The sequence below is a fragment of the Acinetobacter sp. 24-47-47 genome, assembly GCF_057737035.1.
Genome location: NZ_CM173216.1, coordinates 1,314,957 through 1,332,614 on the forward strand (window position 1 = coordinate 1,314,957; position 17,658 = coordinate 1,332,614).

17 protein-coding genes are annotated in these 17,658 nt (G+C 40.9%); 14 read left to right on the plus strand and 3 right to left on the minus strand.

All coding sequences use genetic code 11. From position 1 onward, the window contains the following. A complete protein-coding gene (locus tag AC1M9E_RS06105) occupies positions 1 to 378 on the minus strand; it encodes a winged helix-turn-helix transcriptional regulator (RefSeq protein WP_481592738.1) in 378 nt (125 codons plus the stop codon). Between the two features lie 128 nt (positions 379 to 506). On the opposite strand from AC1M9E_RS06105, the gene AC1M9E_RS06110 reads away from it, so the two are divergent. The 10 genes from AC1M9E_RS06110 to AC1M9E_RS06155 all read left to right on the plus strand — a co-directional run bounded on the left by AC1M9E_RS06110 (position 507) and on the right by AC1M9E_RS06155 (position 9,307). After that, positions 507 to 1,364 (plus strand): SDR family oxidoreductase, encoded by an 858-nt coding sequence (locus AC1M9E_RS06110; protein ID WP_488225145.1) that lies wholly within the window; start codon positions 507 to 509, stop codon positions 1,362 to 1,364. A gap of 41 nt (positions 1,365 to 1,405) precedes the next feature. Next, positions 1,406 to 2,038 (plus strand): nitroreductase family protein, encoded by a 633-nt coding sequence (locus tag AC1M9E_RS06115; RefSeq protein WP_488225146.1) that lies wholly within the window; start codon positions 1,406 to 1,408, stop codon positions 2,036 to 2,038. 254 nt (positions 2,039 to 2,292) lie between these two features. After that, positions 2,293 to 2,418, plus strand: coding sequence for a hypothetical protein (locus AC1M9E_RS06120; protein WP_488225147.1), 126 nt, complete (start codon positions 2,293 to 2,295; stop codon positions 2,416 to 2,418). Beyond that, positions 2,411 to 2,854, plus strand: coding sequence for a CopG family ribbon-helix-helix protein (locus AC1M9E_RS06125; protein ID WP_035263841.1), 444 nt, complete (start codon positions 2,411 to 2,413; stop codon positions 2,852 to 2,854). Before AC1M9E_RS06120 ends, AC1M9E_RS06125 begins: the two co-directional genes overlap by 8 nt. Positions 2,855 to 2,865: 11 nt before the next feature. Next, complete coding sequence (atzF, locus tag AC1M9E_RS06130) at positions 2,866 to 4,674, plus strand: allophanate hydrolase (protein WP_488225148.1); 1,809 nt, start codon at positions 2,866 to 2,868, stop codon at positions 4,672 to 4,674. Then, positions 4,671 to 5,687: an ABC transporter substrate-binding protein gene (locus tag AC1M9E_RS06135; RefSeq protein WP_481595395.1), complete on the plus strand. Its 1,017-nt coding sequence runs from the start codon at positions 4,671 to 4,673 to the stop codon at positions 5,685 to 5,687. Before atzF ends, AC1M9E_RS06135 begins: the two co-directional genes overlap by 4 nt. Before the next feature lie 306 nt (positions 5,688 to 5,993). Then, a complete protein-coding gene (locus AC1M9E_RS06140) occupies positions 5,994 to 6,206 on the plus strand; it encodes a TIGR03643 family protein (RefSeq protein ID WP_051586492.1) in 213 nt (70 codons plus the stop codon). A 20-nt stretch (positions 6,207 to 6,226) separates the two neighbouring features. After that, on the plus strand, positions 6,227 to 7,396 hold the full coding sequence (locus AC1M9E_RS06145; protein WP_481608443.1) for an efflux RND transporter periplasmic adaptor subunit: 1,170 nt from the start codon (positions 6,227 to 6,229) through the stop codon (positions 7,394 to 7,396). 2 nt (positions 7,397 to 7,398) lie between these two features. Next, positions 7,399 to 8,610, plus strand: coding sequence for an ABC transporter permease (locus tag AC1M9E_RS06150; protein ID WP_481595392.1), 1,212 nt, complete (start codon positions 7,399 to 7,401; stop codon positions 8,608 to 8,610). Further along, on the plus strand, positions 8,603 to 9,307 hold the full coding sequence (locus AC1M9E_RS06155; RefSeq protein WP_481595391.1) for an ABC transporter ATP-binding protein: 705 nt from the start codon (positions 8,603 to 8,605) through the stop codon (positions 9,305 to 9,307). The genes AC1M9E_RS06150 and AC1M9E_RS06155 overlap by 8 nt, the downstream gene beginning before the upstream one ends. A gap of 91 nt (positions 9,308 to 9,398) precedes the next feature. On the opposite strand, the gene AC1M9E_RS06160 is transcribed toward AC1M9E_RS06155, so the two are convergent. After that, complete coding sequence (locus AC1M9E_RS06160; RefSeq protein ID WP_035263830.1) at positions 9,399 to 10,292, minus strand: ABC transporter ATP-binding protein; 894 nt, start codon at positions 10,290 to 10,292, stop codon at positions 9,399 to 9,401. Next, the gene (locus AC1M9E_RS06165; RefSeq protein WP_488225149.1) at positions 10,292 to 11,236 is read right to left on the minus strand and encodes an ABC transporter permease; all 945 of its coding nucleotides are present in this window, start codon (positions 11,234 to 11,236) and stop codon (positions 10,292 to 10,294) included. Before AC1M9E_RS06165 ends, AC1M9E_RS06160 begins: the two co-directional genes overlap by 1 nt. 240 nt (positions 11,237 to 11,476) lie before the next feature. Here AC1M9E_RS06165 and AC1M9E_RS06170 point away from each other — a divergent pair, with 240 nt between their 5' ends. From AC1M9E_RS06170 to AC1M9E_RS06185, 4 genes are read left to right on the plus strand one after another with little or no spacing between them, the layout of a single operon-like run. Further along, positions 11,477 to 11,914: a cation efflux protein, CzcI-like gene (locus AC1M9E_RS06170; RefSeq protein ID WP_481607458.1), complete on the plus strand. Its 438-nt coding sequence runs from the start codon at positions 11,477 to 11,479 to the stop codon at positions 11,912 to 11,914. 46 nt (positions 11,915 to 11,960) lie between these two features. Continuing rightward, positions 11,961 to 13,280: a TolC family protein gene (locus AC1M9E_RS06175; RefSeq protein WP_481607457.1), complete on the plus strand. Its 1,320-nt coding sequence runs from the start codon at positions 11,961 to 11,963 to the stop codon at positions 13,278 to 13,280. 1 nt (position 13,281) lies between these two features. Beyond that, positions 13,282 to 14,499 carry an efflux RND transporter periplasmic adaptor subunit gene (locus AC1M9E_RS06180; RefSeq protein WP_481607456.1) on the plus strand — a complete coding sequence of 406 codons (1,218 nt, stop codon included), beginning with the start codon at positions 13,282 to 13,284 and terminating at the stop codon, positions 14,497 to 14,499. Next, positions 14,489 to 17,632 carry an efflux RND transporter permease subunit gene (locus AC1M9E_RS06185; protein WP_488225150.1) on the plus strand — a complete coding sequence of 1,048 codons (3,144 nt, stop codon included), beginning with the start codon at positions 14,489 to 14,491 and terminating at the stop codon, positions 17,630 to 17,632. Before AC1M9E_RS06180 ends, AC1M9E_RS06185 begins: the two co-directional genes overlap by 11 nt. The last annotated feature ends 26 nt before the right edge of the window (positions 17,633 to 17,658 follow it).

The following is a 17,658-nucleotide window of genomic DNA, read 5'->3' on the forward strand; positions in this document are numbered from 1 at the left end:
TTATTTCAAACTCTCTTTATGCTCTTGTCCCCAAACCGCCATTTGAACCATCAACTTTTCTAGGCCACGACCTGATGGCGTCAGATCATACATTGAGGTCGTTTTACCCGTGGTTTCATCAAGAGACTCAATTTTTTCAACAACATTGTTCAATTCAAGTTCTTTGAGCTCTTTAGAAATCATTCTGGGTGTAATGCCTTGCAGCAGACGTTCAATCTCATTAAAACGGCGTGGCTGTTTAATCATGGTTGCAACAATCGCAAGTTTCCATTTTCCATTAATGACGTTCATGGCATTTTTAAGTGCCACAATAAACATCAAATTACATTGGTCATCCTCGCTTAATGTTTCTGCATTCTCTTTCATAAAATCAGCCATCTATCCTCCCATCTCGTCACAAAATTTAATCAAATGAAATCCTAAATTCACTATACAACAGTATAGTGATCTCGTTTTTTAACTCGCCTATAAATTACATCATTGCAAAAATAATCCAAGGTTATTGAATGATTTTAGTTACTGGTGCTACTGGCCATTTAGGGCGAAGCGTAGTGCAACAATTAAAGCAACAGCTACAAAACAATGAATTTGCTATATTGGCGAGAAACTTAGAAAAAGCCAAACCTTATGTCAATGAACATATTGAAGTCCGTGAAGGAGATTTCAATCAACCTGAAAGTTTGATCAAAGCCTTTCAGCGTGTCGACAAGCTACTTCTTATTTCAACGATGGAAATGAATCGCTTTGAACAACATAAGAATGTCATCGATGCTGCGCGTGAAGCAGGTGTTCAACATGTGTATTACACAGGTTTATCCATTCAAAATATTGAAAATTCAGCGGTGAAGGACTTGATGATCAGTCATTTTCAAACTGAAGATTATCTCAAAGCAAGCGGACTGAAATATACACTCCTACGCAACACCATGTATGCAGAAGCGATTCCACAAATTATTGGTGAAAGGGTCATCGATACAGGCATCCAGCTCTCTGGAGGAGCGGGAAAAGTGCCTTATGTGCTAAGGGCAGAGTTAGGAGAAGCAATAGCAAATGCCTTAATTCAAAATGATCATGAGAACAAGGTTTATGAGTTAGTCGGCAGCCAAGCTTATAGTTATCAAGATATTGCTGATGAGCTAAGTCAACTCAAAACAATACCAGTGGAATATCACGATCTCACTGAAGAAGCCTATCAACAGTTCTTAAAAAGAATCGGTTTGCCCGAATTTCTGATCTATCTCACACATGGCACAGTCGTAGATATTAAACATCGACAGTATGAAGTTCAAAGCCAAGATTTAGAACAACTTTTAGGTCGTCCAAGCCAATCACTCAAATCAATATTGGCGAGTTTATACGCTTAAAGAATTAAAAATATTCACATTTAAACATTATAGGTAAATACATGAAATTATTAGAAGCTTTACAGTGGCGTTATGCAACCAAACAAATGACTGGTGAAAAACTACCGCAAGAATTAGTCGATCAAATTCTTGAAGCTGCGCGTTTAGCACCGACCTCAGCGGGCTTACAACCGTTCCATATTATCTCGATCAGCAACCAAGAACTTAAAGAGAAAATTTCACCAGTTGCATTGAATCAACCGCAAATTACCCAGTCCTCGCATCTTTTGGTATTTACGGCTTGGGATACGATTCCAGACGAGCGTATCGATGAACGCTATAACGCAATGAATCGTGAGCGTCATTTACCTTTAGATACGACCATGGATGTGGTGCAAAACTTAAAGAACCTGTTCTCGACGTTTACTGAAGAGCAGCAATACCACCATACTGCAAAACAGGCTCATATTGGTTTTGGTATGGCAATTGCGGCAGCAGCTGAGTTAGGTGTAGATGCAACGCCAATGGAAGGTTTTGATAAAGATGGTCTGGATGAATTATTAGGTTTAAAAGAAAAAGGCTTAAAGTCTGTGGTGCTATTGGCACTAGGTCGCCGTAACTCAGAAAAAGATTGGTTAATTGGATTGAAGAAATTCCGTATTCCGCGTGAGGAGTTCGTCACTGATATTCAGTAAAGTATTTCATTAGAACAAGAAGACAAAATAATAACCATTCGAGTTGACCGTCTATCTCCAGAAAGGCGGTCTTTTTGCATTTCTGAACATTGAACAAATCAAGTGCACAATTTTGATTCATGCACATTTTTGAATCTTTCCGACGAATTTTTTTCTAGCTCTCTTTTATATATCACAAGAAAAGTTTTGGCACGTTTTCTGCATTTACCAAGTATTACCAATTCTTTTTTTTGTAATACCTAGAGGTGCTGCAGATGACGACAAATCAATCCAAACAATCGAAGCATCCCATCCTTCAATTCTTCATTGAACTGATGAGTGTCCGTGCGGGTTTACACCTACAACAATCTCAAACACCTAAGGAGCTCAAACGTGCCTAAACAGAAGCTGGCGCGGATCAGCATCACTTTACCTGAAAATACATTGCAGGCTATGGATCAAAAAATTGTAGATCAACATTATGAAAGCCGATCTCAAGCTATTGTTGACATGATTAACCACCATTTGATCAATGACCTTGTTAGCCGAAATGAAGTCATGGTCGGTACTTTAACCTTATTGTATGACGTCAGTTTAAAGCCATTAAGAACACAGCTTATAGATTTACAGCAACAGTTTTTGACTCAGGTGATTAGTTCACTACATATCCAATTAGATGATGACAAAGTCATGCAGGTGATGTTGATGCAAGGGGTCAGCAGTGACCTAAAAGCCATCAGTGAGCAATTTAAAGCATTAAAAGGGGTAATTAAGGGGCATTTAGAGCTGATGGATGCAGTCATGCCACCTATTCCTCAAAATTCGGAACACGTATAAGGAGCACCGCCGTGCAGACATTATGGACTATACAAGATTGGCAACAGGCTTATGCAAATCAAACTATTCAACTGAATGATTTGAAGCGTTATGTTGCTGAATTCTCCAATGATGATCACGCTTGGATTTCAATAGCCAGTGCCGAGCAAATACAGGCGCAGATTGATGCATTGGCCCATCAGGATATTGCTGATCTTCCGTTATATGGCGTGCCATTTGCTGTCAAAGACAATATTGATGTTGCTGGATTCTATACCACTGCGGCGTGCCCAGATGCGGCTTATTTAGCAACGCAAGATGCAACCGTCGTGGCTAAGCTTAAATCTGCTGGTGCAATCGTGGTGGGCAAGACCAATCTAGATCAATTTGCCACGGGATTGGTTGGCGTGCGTTCACCCTATGGGGCTGTAAAAAACAGTTTCAATCCGGATTATATTAGCGGTGGATCAAGCTCTGGCTCAGCGGTTGCAGTAGCAAATGGGTATGTACCATTCGCCCTCGGTACTGATACAGCAGGTTCTGGCAGAGTTCCCGCGGGTTTCAATAATATTGTCGGACTCAAACCAACCAAAGGCTGGTTTTCAGCGACAGGTTTAATCCCTGCATGTCGAAGTATTGATGTGATCTCAATTTTTGCAACTCAAGTAGATGATGCTTGGACGGTAGCGCAATTGATGCAAGGTTATGATGCGACCGATGCTTATTCAAGACAGCATCCGAGAACAGTCCCGACACAATTTTCGAAGGGCAAGATTGCAATCCCAGATCACTTAGAATTTTATGGTGATACTCAAAGTGAGCAAGCATTTCAAACAGCCATTACTCGAATGAAATCGCTCGGATTTCAAGTTGAAGAGATTGATTTCACAGTATTTAATCAATTGGCTGCTGCATTGTATAACCGCTCATGGGTTGCGGAGCGTACGCATGCCGTCGAACACAAAGTTCGACGTGAGCAATGTCATCCGGTAATTAAGCAAATTATTGATCAAGCTGATCAATTCAATGCTGTAGACGTGATGCAAGATGAGTATCAGCGTGCAGAATGGGCTAGACATATTAATCTTCAATTAGAAAATTATGATGCGTTGATGGTGCCTACCGCACCTACGATTTATCGCATTGCAGATGTTGAAGCAGATCCGATCCAAAAGAATTCGCATATGGGGGCTTATACGAATTTTGTTAATTTTGCTGATTTATCAGCATTGGCACTCCCAAATGTCATCCGTGATGATGGTTTGCCAAGTGGTATCACTTTAGTTGCTGGCGCTTGGATGGATCAAGCTTTGGCACACTTCGGTCAGCAATGGCAAGCGACTTCAGGATTAAATTTAGCAACGTCAAAGCAAGGCTATCAAATTCATAAATCAATAGGATCTGAGCACACCGTTAAATTGGCAGTGGTGGGAGCACATCTTACAGGCATGCCGCTGAATTTTCAGTTAACGAGCAGACAAGCCACCTTGGTTAAAAAAACGCGTACTGCGCCGTATTACAAACTATTTGCTTTAAAAAATACTCAGCCACCTAAGCCGGGGCTACAACGAGATACATCAGGTCATTCTATTGAAGTGGAAGTGTGGGATGTACCAAGAGCATTGTTCGGTGACATTGTTGCTGAAGTCCCAGCACCACTTGGTATTGGCAATGTCCAACTCATTGATGGAACATGGGTGAAAGGCTTTATATGTGAAAACCATGCTTTAGCAGATGCACTTGATATCAGTCACTTTGGTGGATGGCGTGATTATATTCAAGCCTCAAATTTTACCAATACTAAATTTAAGTGCACGAGCATTGGTGAGGTGGTGCAATGAAAACGATAGTCTGGGGAGTCATTGGAACTGCACTGTTATTCGTGGGTTGTGATAAAACCGCAAAAATTCCAGAACCAAGTCAACATGCTCAAGCCGAAAAATCAATGCAACCGATTCGGATTGGTTACAGTGATTGGCCAGGATGGGTGGCATGGCAAGTTGCTATTGAGAAAGGGTGGTTTAAAGAAGCTGGATTAAACGTAGAGTTTAAATGGTTTGATTATTCAGCCTCTATGAATGCTTTTGCAGCAAACCAATTGGATGCGGTTTCTGTTTCTCATGGGGATAATTTGGTCATTGCCTCAGGTGGAACGCGGGGCATTATGATTTTAGCAACTGATTATTCATCAGGGAATGATGTCATTCTTGCAAAAGAGGGCATTCATAGTGTGGCAGATCTTAAGGGTAAAACGATTGCAGTCGAAAAAGGGCTGGTCGATCATAATTTATTGAATACCGCACTTTCAGATCAAAATATATCAGCCAATGAAATCAAACTGATTAATGCAGCAACCAACGAATTACCCCAAGTGTTTAGCAGCCCAGATGTGGATGCCATCGCTGTATGGCAACCTGTAGCAAATCAAGCTTTAAAAAGCGTAGCTGGGTCCAAAATCATCTATAGTTCTCAAGATAAACCAGGATTGATCTATGATACGTTGACGGTAAATATGACGCATTTATCTAGGCATCAAGCAGAGTGGAAAAAAGTGCTTCAAGTATGGGATCGAACCGTCAAATTTATTCAAGACCCTGGGACGAGAAACGATGCTTTGATGATTATGTCTAAGCGTGTTGGTGTAGAACCTGAGCAATATGAACAATTTATTCAAGGCACACATTTGTTGGATCTTGAGGCAAATCAAAAGGTATTTAAACGCTCTTCAACTTTAGATTCTATTTATGGATCAACTTATCATGTCAATAAGTTTAATCTTGAAAATGGAGTTTATACGGTAAAACTAGATATTGATGGGCTGATTTATCCAAAATTGGTTGAATCATTTAAATAAAAAAAGCCCAGTGCAGAGGGGCTTGCACTGGGCACAAAGTTGGACTGAATGATTGGTCGGTAGAGCAACAGAGTTGCCTACCTTGTATGGATTAAGAATAGATAAAAATGGAAAAACTGGGAAACGGATTAAAATCATAAAATCAATCGTTTTATACAATGAATGCGTTAGCGTGTATGAAGTGTCTATAAATCAACAAAAAATCACATATTTTTCACGAATGAACGCTTAACATCAACGTTTGATGCGAATGAAAAAGGATCATGTGCGTTGTATACAACAGCTGATATTTCCAGAATTATTGAAATGGCGTGGGAAGATCGGACACCCTTCGAAGCCATTCTGCTGGAATACGGATTAAACGAAAGTGCAGTCATTCGATTGATGCGACAACAATTAAAAAAAAGTAGTTTTGAAATGTGGCGTAAACGTGTTGCGGGGCGGAATACCAAGCATCTTCACAAGCGCTCACCAGATATTTTAAGAGCTTACTGTACTCGACAATATAAACCGAAGTAGGCCTATTGGGAGATAAAGCTTTGCGTATTTTAAAACAACGAAAATGGTGGATTCTCATTCTGCTCATTTCGATGGGTGGGATATATTTCATTTTCCGTTGGTGGCAAGGTCCTGTAGTCGAAACTTACCTAATCGAAGAAAAACCACTGATTCAAACAGTGGTCGCTTCAGGTCGTGCTGAAAATGTAGCACGTAGTGAAATTGGGAGTGAAATTTCGGGTGTGGTGATTGAGCGACGCGTGCAAGAAGGTCAACGAATAGCAGCAGGAGATGTACTGTTAATTATTCAATCTGATGATTTAAAAGCACAAGTCCGTGAAGCAGAAGTTGCGCTAGAGGAATTGCGGAAAATTCGCTATCCACAAGCGCAGGTTGAATTGAAAACGGCAGAATTCCAATTACAACAAGCCAGTCGCGAAGCAAGACGTCGTCAGCAAACGGAACCGGGAGTGCTTTCTGTAGAGGAAAAAGAACAAGCCTTAGAAGCTGAACGCTTAGCGAGAAATCAATTATCTGCGGCAAAACTGAAGGCGCAAAGCCTTGCTCCAGGTCAAGTGGAAGAAAAAACCTTAAGTGAAAGATTAAATGCACTACGTGCCCAATTGGCAAAAAGTGAAATTCGGGCACAAGTATCGGGTACGATCTTGACGCGTGAAGTCGAAAAAGGGGATGCGATTCAACCTGGAAAGGTGCTCTTTACAGTCGCAGTTGATAGTCCAACGCAAATTAAAGTGGCGGTGGATGAGCAAAATTTACCTTATCTGAAATTGGGTCAAAAAGCGGTAGTGATTGCAGATGCTTATCCAGAGCAAGCATTTCCAGCTGAAGTTAACTTTATTGCACCTAATATTGATCCTCAACGTGGTACGGTTGAAGTCAAATTGGCGGTGAACTCTGTACCCAATTTTTTGAAGCAAGATATGACAGTCTCAGTGAATGTCGAAACAGCACGTCGAAATAAAACCAAAGTAATAGCCAATGACGCGCTTATTGACCCTTCAACCACGCAAGCTGAAGTTATGGTGGTAAGAGAGGGCAAGGTCCAACGTCAATCTGTAAAATTAGGGTTGCGTGGGACTGCCATGTCTGAAATCTTATCAGGGTTGGATCACAATGATCAGGTCGTTATAAAGCCTGATCAAGTAAAAGCGGATCAGCGTGTCAGAACTAAGCAGGTACAAGCACTTTGAAGATGAAGCGTTTATGGACCAATTGGCTCATCGCTGTTGGGTTTTTACGCGAGGGTCGCAGTCAAACACTGATGATTATTGGTGGTGTTGCTATTGGTGTTGCCGTTATTGTCTTTATTAGTGCATTAATTCAGGGGCTTCAGTCCAATTTGATTGAGCGTACGTTGGGTACTCAGGCACATATTAGTTTACATGCACCAGATGAGGTCAATCGCGTCGTTAAAGTGCCTGAGGGCGTAGCACACATCATCCATGAAGATCAAAGGGCTCAAAGACTCAAGTCGATCAATAACTGGCAAGAAGTTCTTGAAAATCTAGACAATATCAAGACGCTCAATGCCGTTTCTCCCATGGTTTCAGGGCCTGCACTGGTAAAACGGGGGGAAGCGATTCAGTCAGTTGCGATTATGGGGATTGATTTACCACGGTATCAACGTATTGTACCTTTGCAAGAGTATCTAAAAACTGGTCAGCTTCGTTTAAAAGCAGATGATGTACTCATCGGAAGTGAGTTGGCCAAAGACCTTGGTGTGCGCGTAGGCAGTAAAATTCGCGTTGATAACGGTCAAGATATTAACGCCGTCATGAATGTAACGGGTATTTTTGAACTCGGGGTCAAAGAACTAGACTCACGCTATATGTATATCGATCTAAAGCGGGCACAGTCTTTATTGGGTTTGCCGGGTGGGGTTACCATTATTGATCTTCGTATTTCTGATATTTTCTCCGCAGATCAGGTCGCAACGCAAATTCATCGTCTCACTGGATTAAAAGCTGAAAGTTGGATTGAAAGTAATGCGCAATTGATGAATGCGATTTCAGCGCAAAGTCTTTCAACCAATATGATTATTATATTTGTTGGAATATCTGTTGCATTTGCGATCGCCAGCGTACTCTCCATTACAGTGGTACAGCGTACACGTGAGATCGGAATCTTGCGTGCGACAGGTGCGAGCCGAGAACAGATTTTGATAATCTTTCTCATTCAAGGTGCGATTTTCGGCTTACTTGGTTCTATTGTCGGAATCCTGACCAGTTATGCATTGGTTTGGTCATTTAATGAATTTGGTCCAGGATTATTTTACATTCCAATTTCACCTTATTTGATTGGATCAGCTTTATTACTTGCAACATTGAGCGGTTTAATTGCAGCGGCGATTCCTGCCCGTCGTGCAGCGCGTTTAGATCCTGTGGAGGCAATCCGTCATGTCTAATCATGATGAAGTACTGCGTTTAGAGGCTTTGAAAAAGTCTTATAACATTGGACAACCCAATGAAATTGAAGTGCTGCATGGGATTGATTTTGCCATACATCGTCAAGATTTTGCTGCGTTAATTGGACCTTCTGGTTCAGGTAAAAGTACGTTATTAAATATTTTAGGTTTGCTGGATCAACCCACCAGTGGTGAAATTTATTTACTTGGTCAACCAACCAGTCAAATGGAAGATCAACAAAGAACGGAATTGCGTGGGAAGAGCATTGGATTTGTGTTTCAGTTTCATCATTTGATTCAAGCGTTCACCGTTATTGAGAATGTTTTGATGCCTCTAATGTTGGCGCATGGCAAACCCAATCAACAAGCTTTGGATCGAGCACATGATTTGTTAAAAGCGGTAGGATTGAGTCAATTTGCACAACGAAAAGCCAGTCAACTTTCTGGTGGGCAGCAACAACGTGTCGCAATCGCCAGAGCTTTAATCACTCAGCCTGCTTTACTCCTCGCTGATGAACCTACAGGTAATCTAGACAGTCAAACAGCGAGCGAAGTCTTTGAGCTGTTTCGTGAAGTAAATGAGCAACAAAATTGTGCGGTATTGTTAGTGACCCATGATCCACGATTATCCGCTACATGTGATCGAACCATTCAATTGGTAGATGGGCGAATTGAGCGTGATGAAATGAAGTCGTGATTAATCCAAGTCTGCATTTAAAATGGTGTGGTCAAAAGGATTGATGTTGTATGCTTTATCCTGACCGTTTGTGTGATCAGGATATAGCGCCTTATTTAGAATGACTGACCTTGGTCATTCTTGGAATTTTAGGTAAGTCGGCGAGTGCTGGATCAAGTTCATCTTCTTCAGCATGTACCAAAGCATCTACACGTTGTCTTAACGATTTAAATTTTTCAGTGAGCATCAATTCATGCTGACGTGGTCTTGGTAGATCAACCTCAATGATTTCCTTAATTTCGCCAGGATTGGCCTTCAATGCCACAATCCGATCGGCCAGTAAAATTGCCTCGTCCATATCGTGTGTCACAAAAATAATCGTGATATCGATATTGGCCCAAAGATCGATCAGATGCTTTTGCATTTTTTGACGCGTATGAGGATCTAAAGCCCCAAAGGGTTCATCCATTAAGAGAATTTTTGGCTGATTCACGAGCGCGCGAGCGATGGCAACGCGTTGTTTCATCCCTCCAGAAAGTTCATGAGGGTATTGCTGCTCAAATTTTTCAAGTCCGATAATGTTGATCCATTCACGGGCTTGCGCCTCAGCTGTAGCATTGCTGGCACCTCGCATGAGTGGACCAAACATGACATTTTCTTTTACCGTTTTCCATGGAAACAGTGTGTAGCCTTGGAAAACCATGCCACGCTCTGGACTCGGTCCTGTGATGGTTTCACCGTCTACCAGTAATTCACCACTGGTATATGGATCAAGACCTGCCACAATACGGCTAAAGGTAGACTTACCGCATCCTGAAGGACCAATAACACAGATAAATTCACGTTTATGAATTTTTAAATCTAAAGCATTTAAAATGGTGCGCTCAGTTTTTCCGTGGCTAAATTTCTGGGTGAGATTTTTCGCTTCTAAAATGACGGGACGAGCGTAAATTTTGTCAAAGTAAGCGCGGGCATCAAAATCTGAGGGTTGAATTAGTGAAGACATTAGCGAGCTCCCGTTTTCCATTTAAATAAGTGCTGTCCAAGTTTCATTAAAATCACGTCGCAAATCAGACCAATCATCCCGATAATCAAAATTGCGGCGAAAACATTGTCAAAGTTTTGATAGCGAGCTTGTTGAGTGATGAACCACGTGATACCGGATGTACTTCCTATGAGTTCTGCAACGATTAAATAGGTCCAAGCCCAACCTAAAAGTACACGAAGGTTTCGATAAATTTCTGGGAGTGCAGCAGGGATGACTACATAAAATAAACTTTTGATTTTGTTGGTTCCTAAGGTGAATCCAGCTTCAATAAGACTGCGGTCGACCAGACGGGTGGTATTGGCAATAATCAGAATTTGTTGGAATAAGGTACCAATCACAATAATGGCAATTTTAGGTGCGTCATTAATGCCCAAAATCGCAACAGCAAGAGCGCCAAAGGCTGGTGCAGGCAGATAGCGAAAGAACTCTACAAAAGGTTCAGTTAATTGAGAAATTTTATGAGAAAAACCGCAAAGAATACCCAAAGGAATACCAATCAAAGAAGAAATAAAAAATGCGGTAAACACCAGTTTAATGCTGTGCCATAAACTTTCATGAAACCATGGTGCATTTGCTTGAGCGGGTGGCGTTGTAAATGCGGTCACTAAGGCTGTAGCGACTTCATCTGGTGCGGGTAGATAAATGGGATTGACCAAAATTCCCCGAGGTGGTGGGAGTCCTTGATCGACTGCCAATTGCGCTTCAGCATAATAAACTTCTCTACTGACACGGCTATCGACTTGTAAAAATGTTGTGCTACCAGAATCTGTGATTTGAACTTGGGGATGCCAAATAAAAGGCAGATAACTCACTGCACACCAGATTAAAATTGGAATTAAAAACGATCCAAAACCAAGCAAAAATTTATGCTTTTGACTCAATTCTCGTGCAACATAGCTCATCGTTGCCACCTCAGTAATACAAAAAATAAAATTCGTATGATTAGGTTGCAAAATCGATGCCATTTTCGAAGCGTGCTTTAAAAGCGCTAAATTTTTAAGTTTTCATTCATTTTTCTTATGTACATTCTTTCAATATCAAGGTTTCGATCATCAAAATATGATGGAGAATTACAACTCTTCACTTGATGGTGATCACTATCACGTTTTAAATGCAGATAGAAAAGATGAGAGCCTGCTTAAATGAGATCGGCTAAATTTGTGACATTCTTAGCATGTATGTTCATGTTCCAAAGCCTTTGGAATGTGGCGGCGGCTTTTTGTGTTCATGAAAGCGACTCAACATCGACACAAAGTTTTCACTTTGGTCATCATCAACCTGTACTTTGCCAAGCCGATCTTTCAAATAAAAGTCCGAAGTCCCAAATTGAAAAAGGCTTCGCGCTTGGTGATGATCAAAGCGTGACGCTAGAAGAAAAAGCGCAAATCGATGTTTTGGATCATCAAGATCATCTGCCGTCAATGTCTCAGTTTATTCTTGCTGTAAACGAGAATTTGCCTTCATCACAACACATCGAAAAGATTTACCAAAATCACTTTCTTTGGATTAATGCCTATCAATCGCCTCATTTAGGTAAAATCCCTCCGCCTCCTGAATTAACCCCGCTATTGGTGGGGTAGCCTAAAAATTTCCCACCACTTATTTTTAAATTAGTGGGAAATTCACATGTCTTTTAAATTAAAACATTCTATTCGATTATGGCTGGTTTTAGGTTCGCTTAGTTTGGGTGCAAATGCTCAAGCAATGACAGTCAATTCGCTTGAACAAGCACTCGTTCAAGTGTCTCAATATCAACAATCAGAACAGATTTGGCAGCAACGACAACAAATGTCAGAACTTGCAGTCAAGCAAAGTGGACTTTGGCAAAACCCGACTATCAATCTCTCTCGAGATGGTTTTGGTTCGAGTCAAGATCAAGAATTGAGTCTTGGTATTATTCAGCCGATCGACATTTTTGGTCAAAGACGGATTCAAAAAAATATAGCGCGTTTGGCTGGGCAACAAAATGAATTGCAAGAAAAGTTGTGGGAAGCACAAAGCCAATTAATCGTGAAGTATGCTTGGTCACAGTTTTTAATTTCGCAATCTGAAGCACAAATTCAAAAGTCTCAACTGCAAGTCAGTCGTGAAACTTTAGACAGCGCTAAAAAACGATATCAGGCAGGAAGCATAGCCTTGGTTGAGTATGAACGAGCGCAGATTGAAGCGGCAGAAAATGAACGCAATTATCAGCAAGCCATTTTAAATAAAGAAATTGCGAAACGTAATCTTTCTAATCTCTGGGGAGAAACTGAAGCAGAGGTGAAGGTTGATTCAAATCGGATTTATTGGCCTGACCAAGTTGAACAGAATGTTCAAAATTATATTTCTGCAGGTTATTTAGAAAAGCTTTATGCACTCAATGTTGTGCAGGCTAATCAACGAATTGAGCAGCTTAAAGTAAAAGCAAAACCAAATCCAAACTTGAATGTAGGGATGACGCGAACAAAAGCGCCCAATGAGACAAACGATACTAGTTTATCTGTGGGTGTCGATATTCCGTTCAATATTTTTAATCGTCAGCAATACGAAATTCCGCTTGCTCAACGCCAGCAATCTCTACTTGAGCGTCAACAACAAAGAGAACTCAAACAACAAATTTTAGAGATTGCAAACTTATTTCATCAGGTGCGTGGCTTAAAACTGCAGTATGACGCTGTACTGAGACAAAAAGACTTGTCTGAAAAAGTACAGACGCGCTCTTTGCTTGGTTTTAAAAATGGAAAACTTTCAATCACTGAGGTGCAACAAGCAACGACACAATTACAAAACATTCGGCTCAGTCAAATTCAGCTCTTAAGAGAGGCATGGCAAACCGCACTTGCTGCTGAGGCATTAAGTATTGGTACCAGTTATGAACAAATTAGTCGTTCGGATGCCTATACCCAATTACTCAAAGAGGCTGTGTCACAGTCAGAAAATTTCATCAATATAGGGGCAGAATAAAATGAGATCTATACAACAAGGAAAAATAAACCAAGCATTCCTCATCGCCCTCATTATTGTGGTGACGGTAGTTATCGGGATTTGGATTTATTTTAAAGATAATAACAAAACAGCAATTGTTGAGAGTGAAGAGCAAGCTGAAACGTCGAATGGCGCAGAAGCTGATCATGCAGAAGAAGGTGAGATTGAACTCACATCTAAACAGTTAGTAGAACATGGTATCAAGATAGAATCAGCTCAATTAGGTGCAATTCCGAGATACACAAACTTGCCTGCAAAATTGATGGTAAATACAGATCAACAAGCGCATATTTCCCCTAATTTTGCTGGTCATGTTGAGCAAGTGAATGTAGCACTGGGACAAGAAGTGACTAAAGGTCAAGTACTTGCATTATTAAGTGTCCCAGAACTTATTGACCAACAAGCGAATTTGAGAATGGCGCAATCCAATTTAGATTTGGCACGCCAAGATATGCAACGTGAACAACGGATGTGGTCGCAGGGGATCTCCGCAAAACAGGATTTGCAACGTGCTGAAAATGCATATCGTCAAGCACAAATCGCAGTGCAAAGTGCCAATGCGCGTTTACAAGCTTTAGGAGCTTCAGCAGGTTCGAATGGTCGTTTTACCATTCGTTCGCCAATCTCGGGCGTGATCAGCCAAAAAGACATTGTGGTGGGTGAAAATGTGCAACTTGCAGATCAGATTTTCATCATCGAACAATTAAAAGATTTATGGCTCGAATTTGTGTTACCTGCAGATGCGAGTAATCAAATTCGTGCACAACAAAATATTCAATTTAAATCTTTACAGTCAGGTCAGACGTATACAGCAGTTGTGCAATCGTTAACGCCGCAAGCAGATGCGCAGACTGGCCGCTTGATTGTTCGCGCCAAAGTTCAAGGAAAGGCAAGTGAGTTAAGACCAAATTTGATGGTAAATGTTGAACTTCAAAGTCCCGATGCATCGAATGTATTACGCGTTGCAAAAAATGCAGTGCAACAAATCGAAGGTAAATCAGCAATATTTATTGTTACAGAACAAAAAAATGGAAAACTCCACTTTAAAGCACAACCCATTGAAGTAGGTGAAATGTCTTCAGATGGTCAATGGGCAGAAATTAAGTCTGGTCTTCAAACGGGGCAAAAATATGTCAATCAAGGCAGCTTCTTACTGAAATCGGAGTTAGAAAAAGGAGAAGCTGACCATGGGCACTAATCATGACATGCCGAAGGCTGAAGGGCTATTTGAGCGAATTATTCAGTTTTCAATTCAACATGCGATTTGGATCATGCTGTTTGCCTGTGCTTGGATTGCTGTTGGAGTTTATAGTTATCAAAAATTGCCAATTGATGCAGTTCCAGACATTACCAATACACAGGTTCAAATTAATACCCAAGCCAATGGATTTACTGCGCTCGAAGTTGAGCAACGCATTACTTATCCAATTGAAAATGCCATGGCGGGGATACCAGATCTTGAATTAACACGTTCGATCTCTAGGTATGGTTTATCTCAGGTCACCATTATCTTCAAAGATGGCACAGATATTTACTGGGCACGTCAACAAATCAATCAGCGTGTGCAAGAGGTTCAATCCGAATTACCTGATGATATCGCACCTACCATGTCTCCAGTATCTACGGGACTGGGTGAAATTTATCAATGGGTATTAAAAGCAGACCCAAAGGCTAAAAAACCTGGTGGTGCTTCATACACAGCCATGGATTTACGGGAAATTCAAGATTGGATTGTGCGTCCACAATTGCAACGGGTAAAAGGCGTTGCAGAGGTGAATACTATTGGAGGATTCAATAAAACTTATGTTGTTTCGCCAGACTTGAATCGTATGCAGCAATTACAAGTCAGTTTGACGCAACTTCAACAGGTCCTCACTGAGAACAATGAAAATCGTGGAGCAGGATTTATTGAAGATGGAGGTCAACAACTGACAGTACGAGTTCCTGGAACACTGAATACAATAAAGGATATTGAAAATACAACGGTGGTTACCTTGAATGGAAATCCTGTCCGTGTTTCAGATATTGCTTCAGTGTCGATCGGACATGATCTTAGAACAGGTGGTGCGACCAATAATGGAGAAGAAACCGTACTTGGCATCGCCATGATGATGATGGGTGAAAACAGCCGTAGCGTTGCACAAGCGGTTGATCAAAAAATTCAAGAAATCCAAACCACACTGCCCGAAGGCGTAAAAATTGAAACTGTTTACGATCGTACTACCTTAGTCGAGAAAGCCATTAAGACAGTTCAAAAGAATTTAGTCGAAGGTGCAATTTTGGTGATTGTGATTTTATTCATTTTTTTGGGAAATATTCGAGCAGCTTTAATCACAGCATGCGTGATTCCACTTTCGATGTTATTTACATTATCGGGTATGGCACAGCAAAAGATTAGTGCCAACCTTATGAGTTTAGGTGCTTTGGATTTCGGAATTATTGTAGATGGGGCGGTTGTAATTGTCGAAAACTGTATTCGCCGATTAGCTCATGCCCAAGAACAGTTTAGACGACCGTTAACACGATCAGAGCGATTTAAAGAAGTATTCCTTGCTGCTCGTCAAGCGCGCCGTCCTTTAATTTTTGGTCAAACGATTATTTTAGTGGTGTACTTGCCCATATTTGCTTTAAGTGGTGTTGAAGCAAAAATGTTTCACCCTATGGCACTCACCGTAGTATTAGCTCTTATTGCTGCGATCATTTTATCCATTACTTTTGTTCCTGCTGCAGTGGCTTTATTTGTAACAGGTGAAGTAAAAGAAACTGAAAGTAGATGGATGTTATGGTTAAAGAAAAAATATCTAAAAGCATTAGATATGACTTATTTATATCGAATGGTCATGTTAACACTCGCAGTTAGTATTTTGGTTTTAACAGGGTTGTTGGCGACACGTCTAGGAAGTGAATTCGCACCGCAATTAAGCGAAGGTGATTTTGCTATTCAACAAATGCGTTCACCCAGTACCAGCTTAGAAGAATCATTAAGAATGCAGGAAATGACTGAGAAACTTTTGCTTCAAAATTTTCCAGAAATTAAAAATGTTTTCGCACGAACGGGTACTGCTGAAGTGGCTACAGATGTGATGCCACCCAATATCTCAGATGGATTCATCATGTTGAAACCTCGCCAAGAGTGGCCGAATCCCAAAGAAAGCTTAGATGATTTAAGGTCACGTATTGAAACTTTTTTGGAGACTTTGCCTGGCAACAATAGTGAATTTTCTCAACCCATTGAATTGCGTTTTAATGAGCTCATTTCTGGAGTCCGCAGTGACATAGGTATAAAAATTTTTGGCGATGATATGCAGGTGTTAAACGATGAAGCTGCCAAAATTGCCAAGATTGTGCAAAAAATCAGTGGCAGTACCGCAGTCAAAGTAGAACAGACTTCAGGTTTACCCTTATTAAATATAGACGTAAATCGTTCTTTAGCAGCGCAATATGGTCTTTCGGTTCGTGAAATACAAAATTTAGTTGCTTCAAGTATCGGTGGTCAACAAGTCGGTGAAATTCTACAAGGCGACCGCCGTTTTGATTTTGTTATTCGACTTACTGATCAAGATCGGACAGTCATGGGGATTGCACAATTACCCATACAACTCCCCAATGGTGGGACAGTAAGACTGGCAGATGTGGCTACAGTTTCAAATATTGATGGTATGAATCAGGTGAGTCGTGAAAATGGCAAGCGTAGGATTATTGTGACGGCAAATGTTGAAGGGCGAGATCTGGGTTCATTTGTCCAAGAGTTGCAATCTAGCCTCACGACATATGATTTACCGAGTGGCTATTGGATTGAATATGGTGGACAGTTTGAGAATTTGGCATCTGCCAAAGCTAGAATGACTATCGTGATTCCATTGGCTTTGATTACGATTTTTATCCTGCTGATGGCTGTATTCAAAAATATAAGAGAAAGTTTATTGGTCTTCACGGGCGTACCCTTTGCTCTCACGGGGGGAGTCTTATTTTTATGGTTACGTGATATTCCCATCTCAATGTCTGCGGGTATTGGTTTTATCGCTTTATCAGGTGTCGCTGTTCTGAATGGACTGGTTATGTTGACCTTTATTAAGGAGCTAAGAAGTGAATACATTTTAAAAGATGCCATTTGGCAAGGTGCAATGTTGCGATTACGTCCTGTGCTGATGACTGCTTTTGTGGCGTCTTTAGGATTTGTTCCAATGGCGCTTGCTACGGGTACGGGTGCTGAAGTACAGCGACCGCTTGCGACAGTGGTTATCGGTGGAATTATTTCATCCACCATACTGACGCTACTACTTTTACCTGTATTGTATAGGTGGATGAATCAAGCAAAAGCAGAACAATAAATTAAACAATAACATTATGTATATGA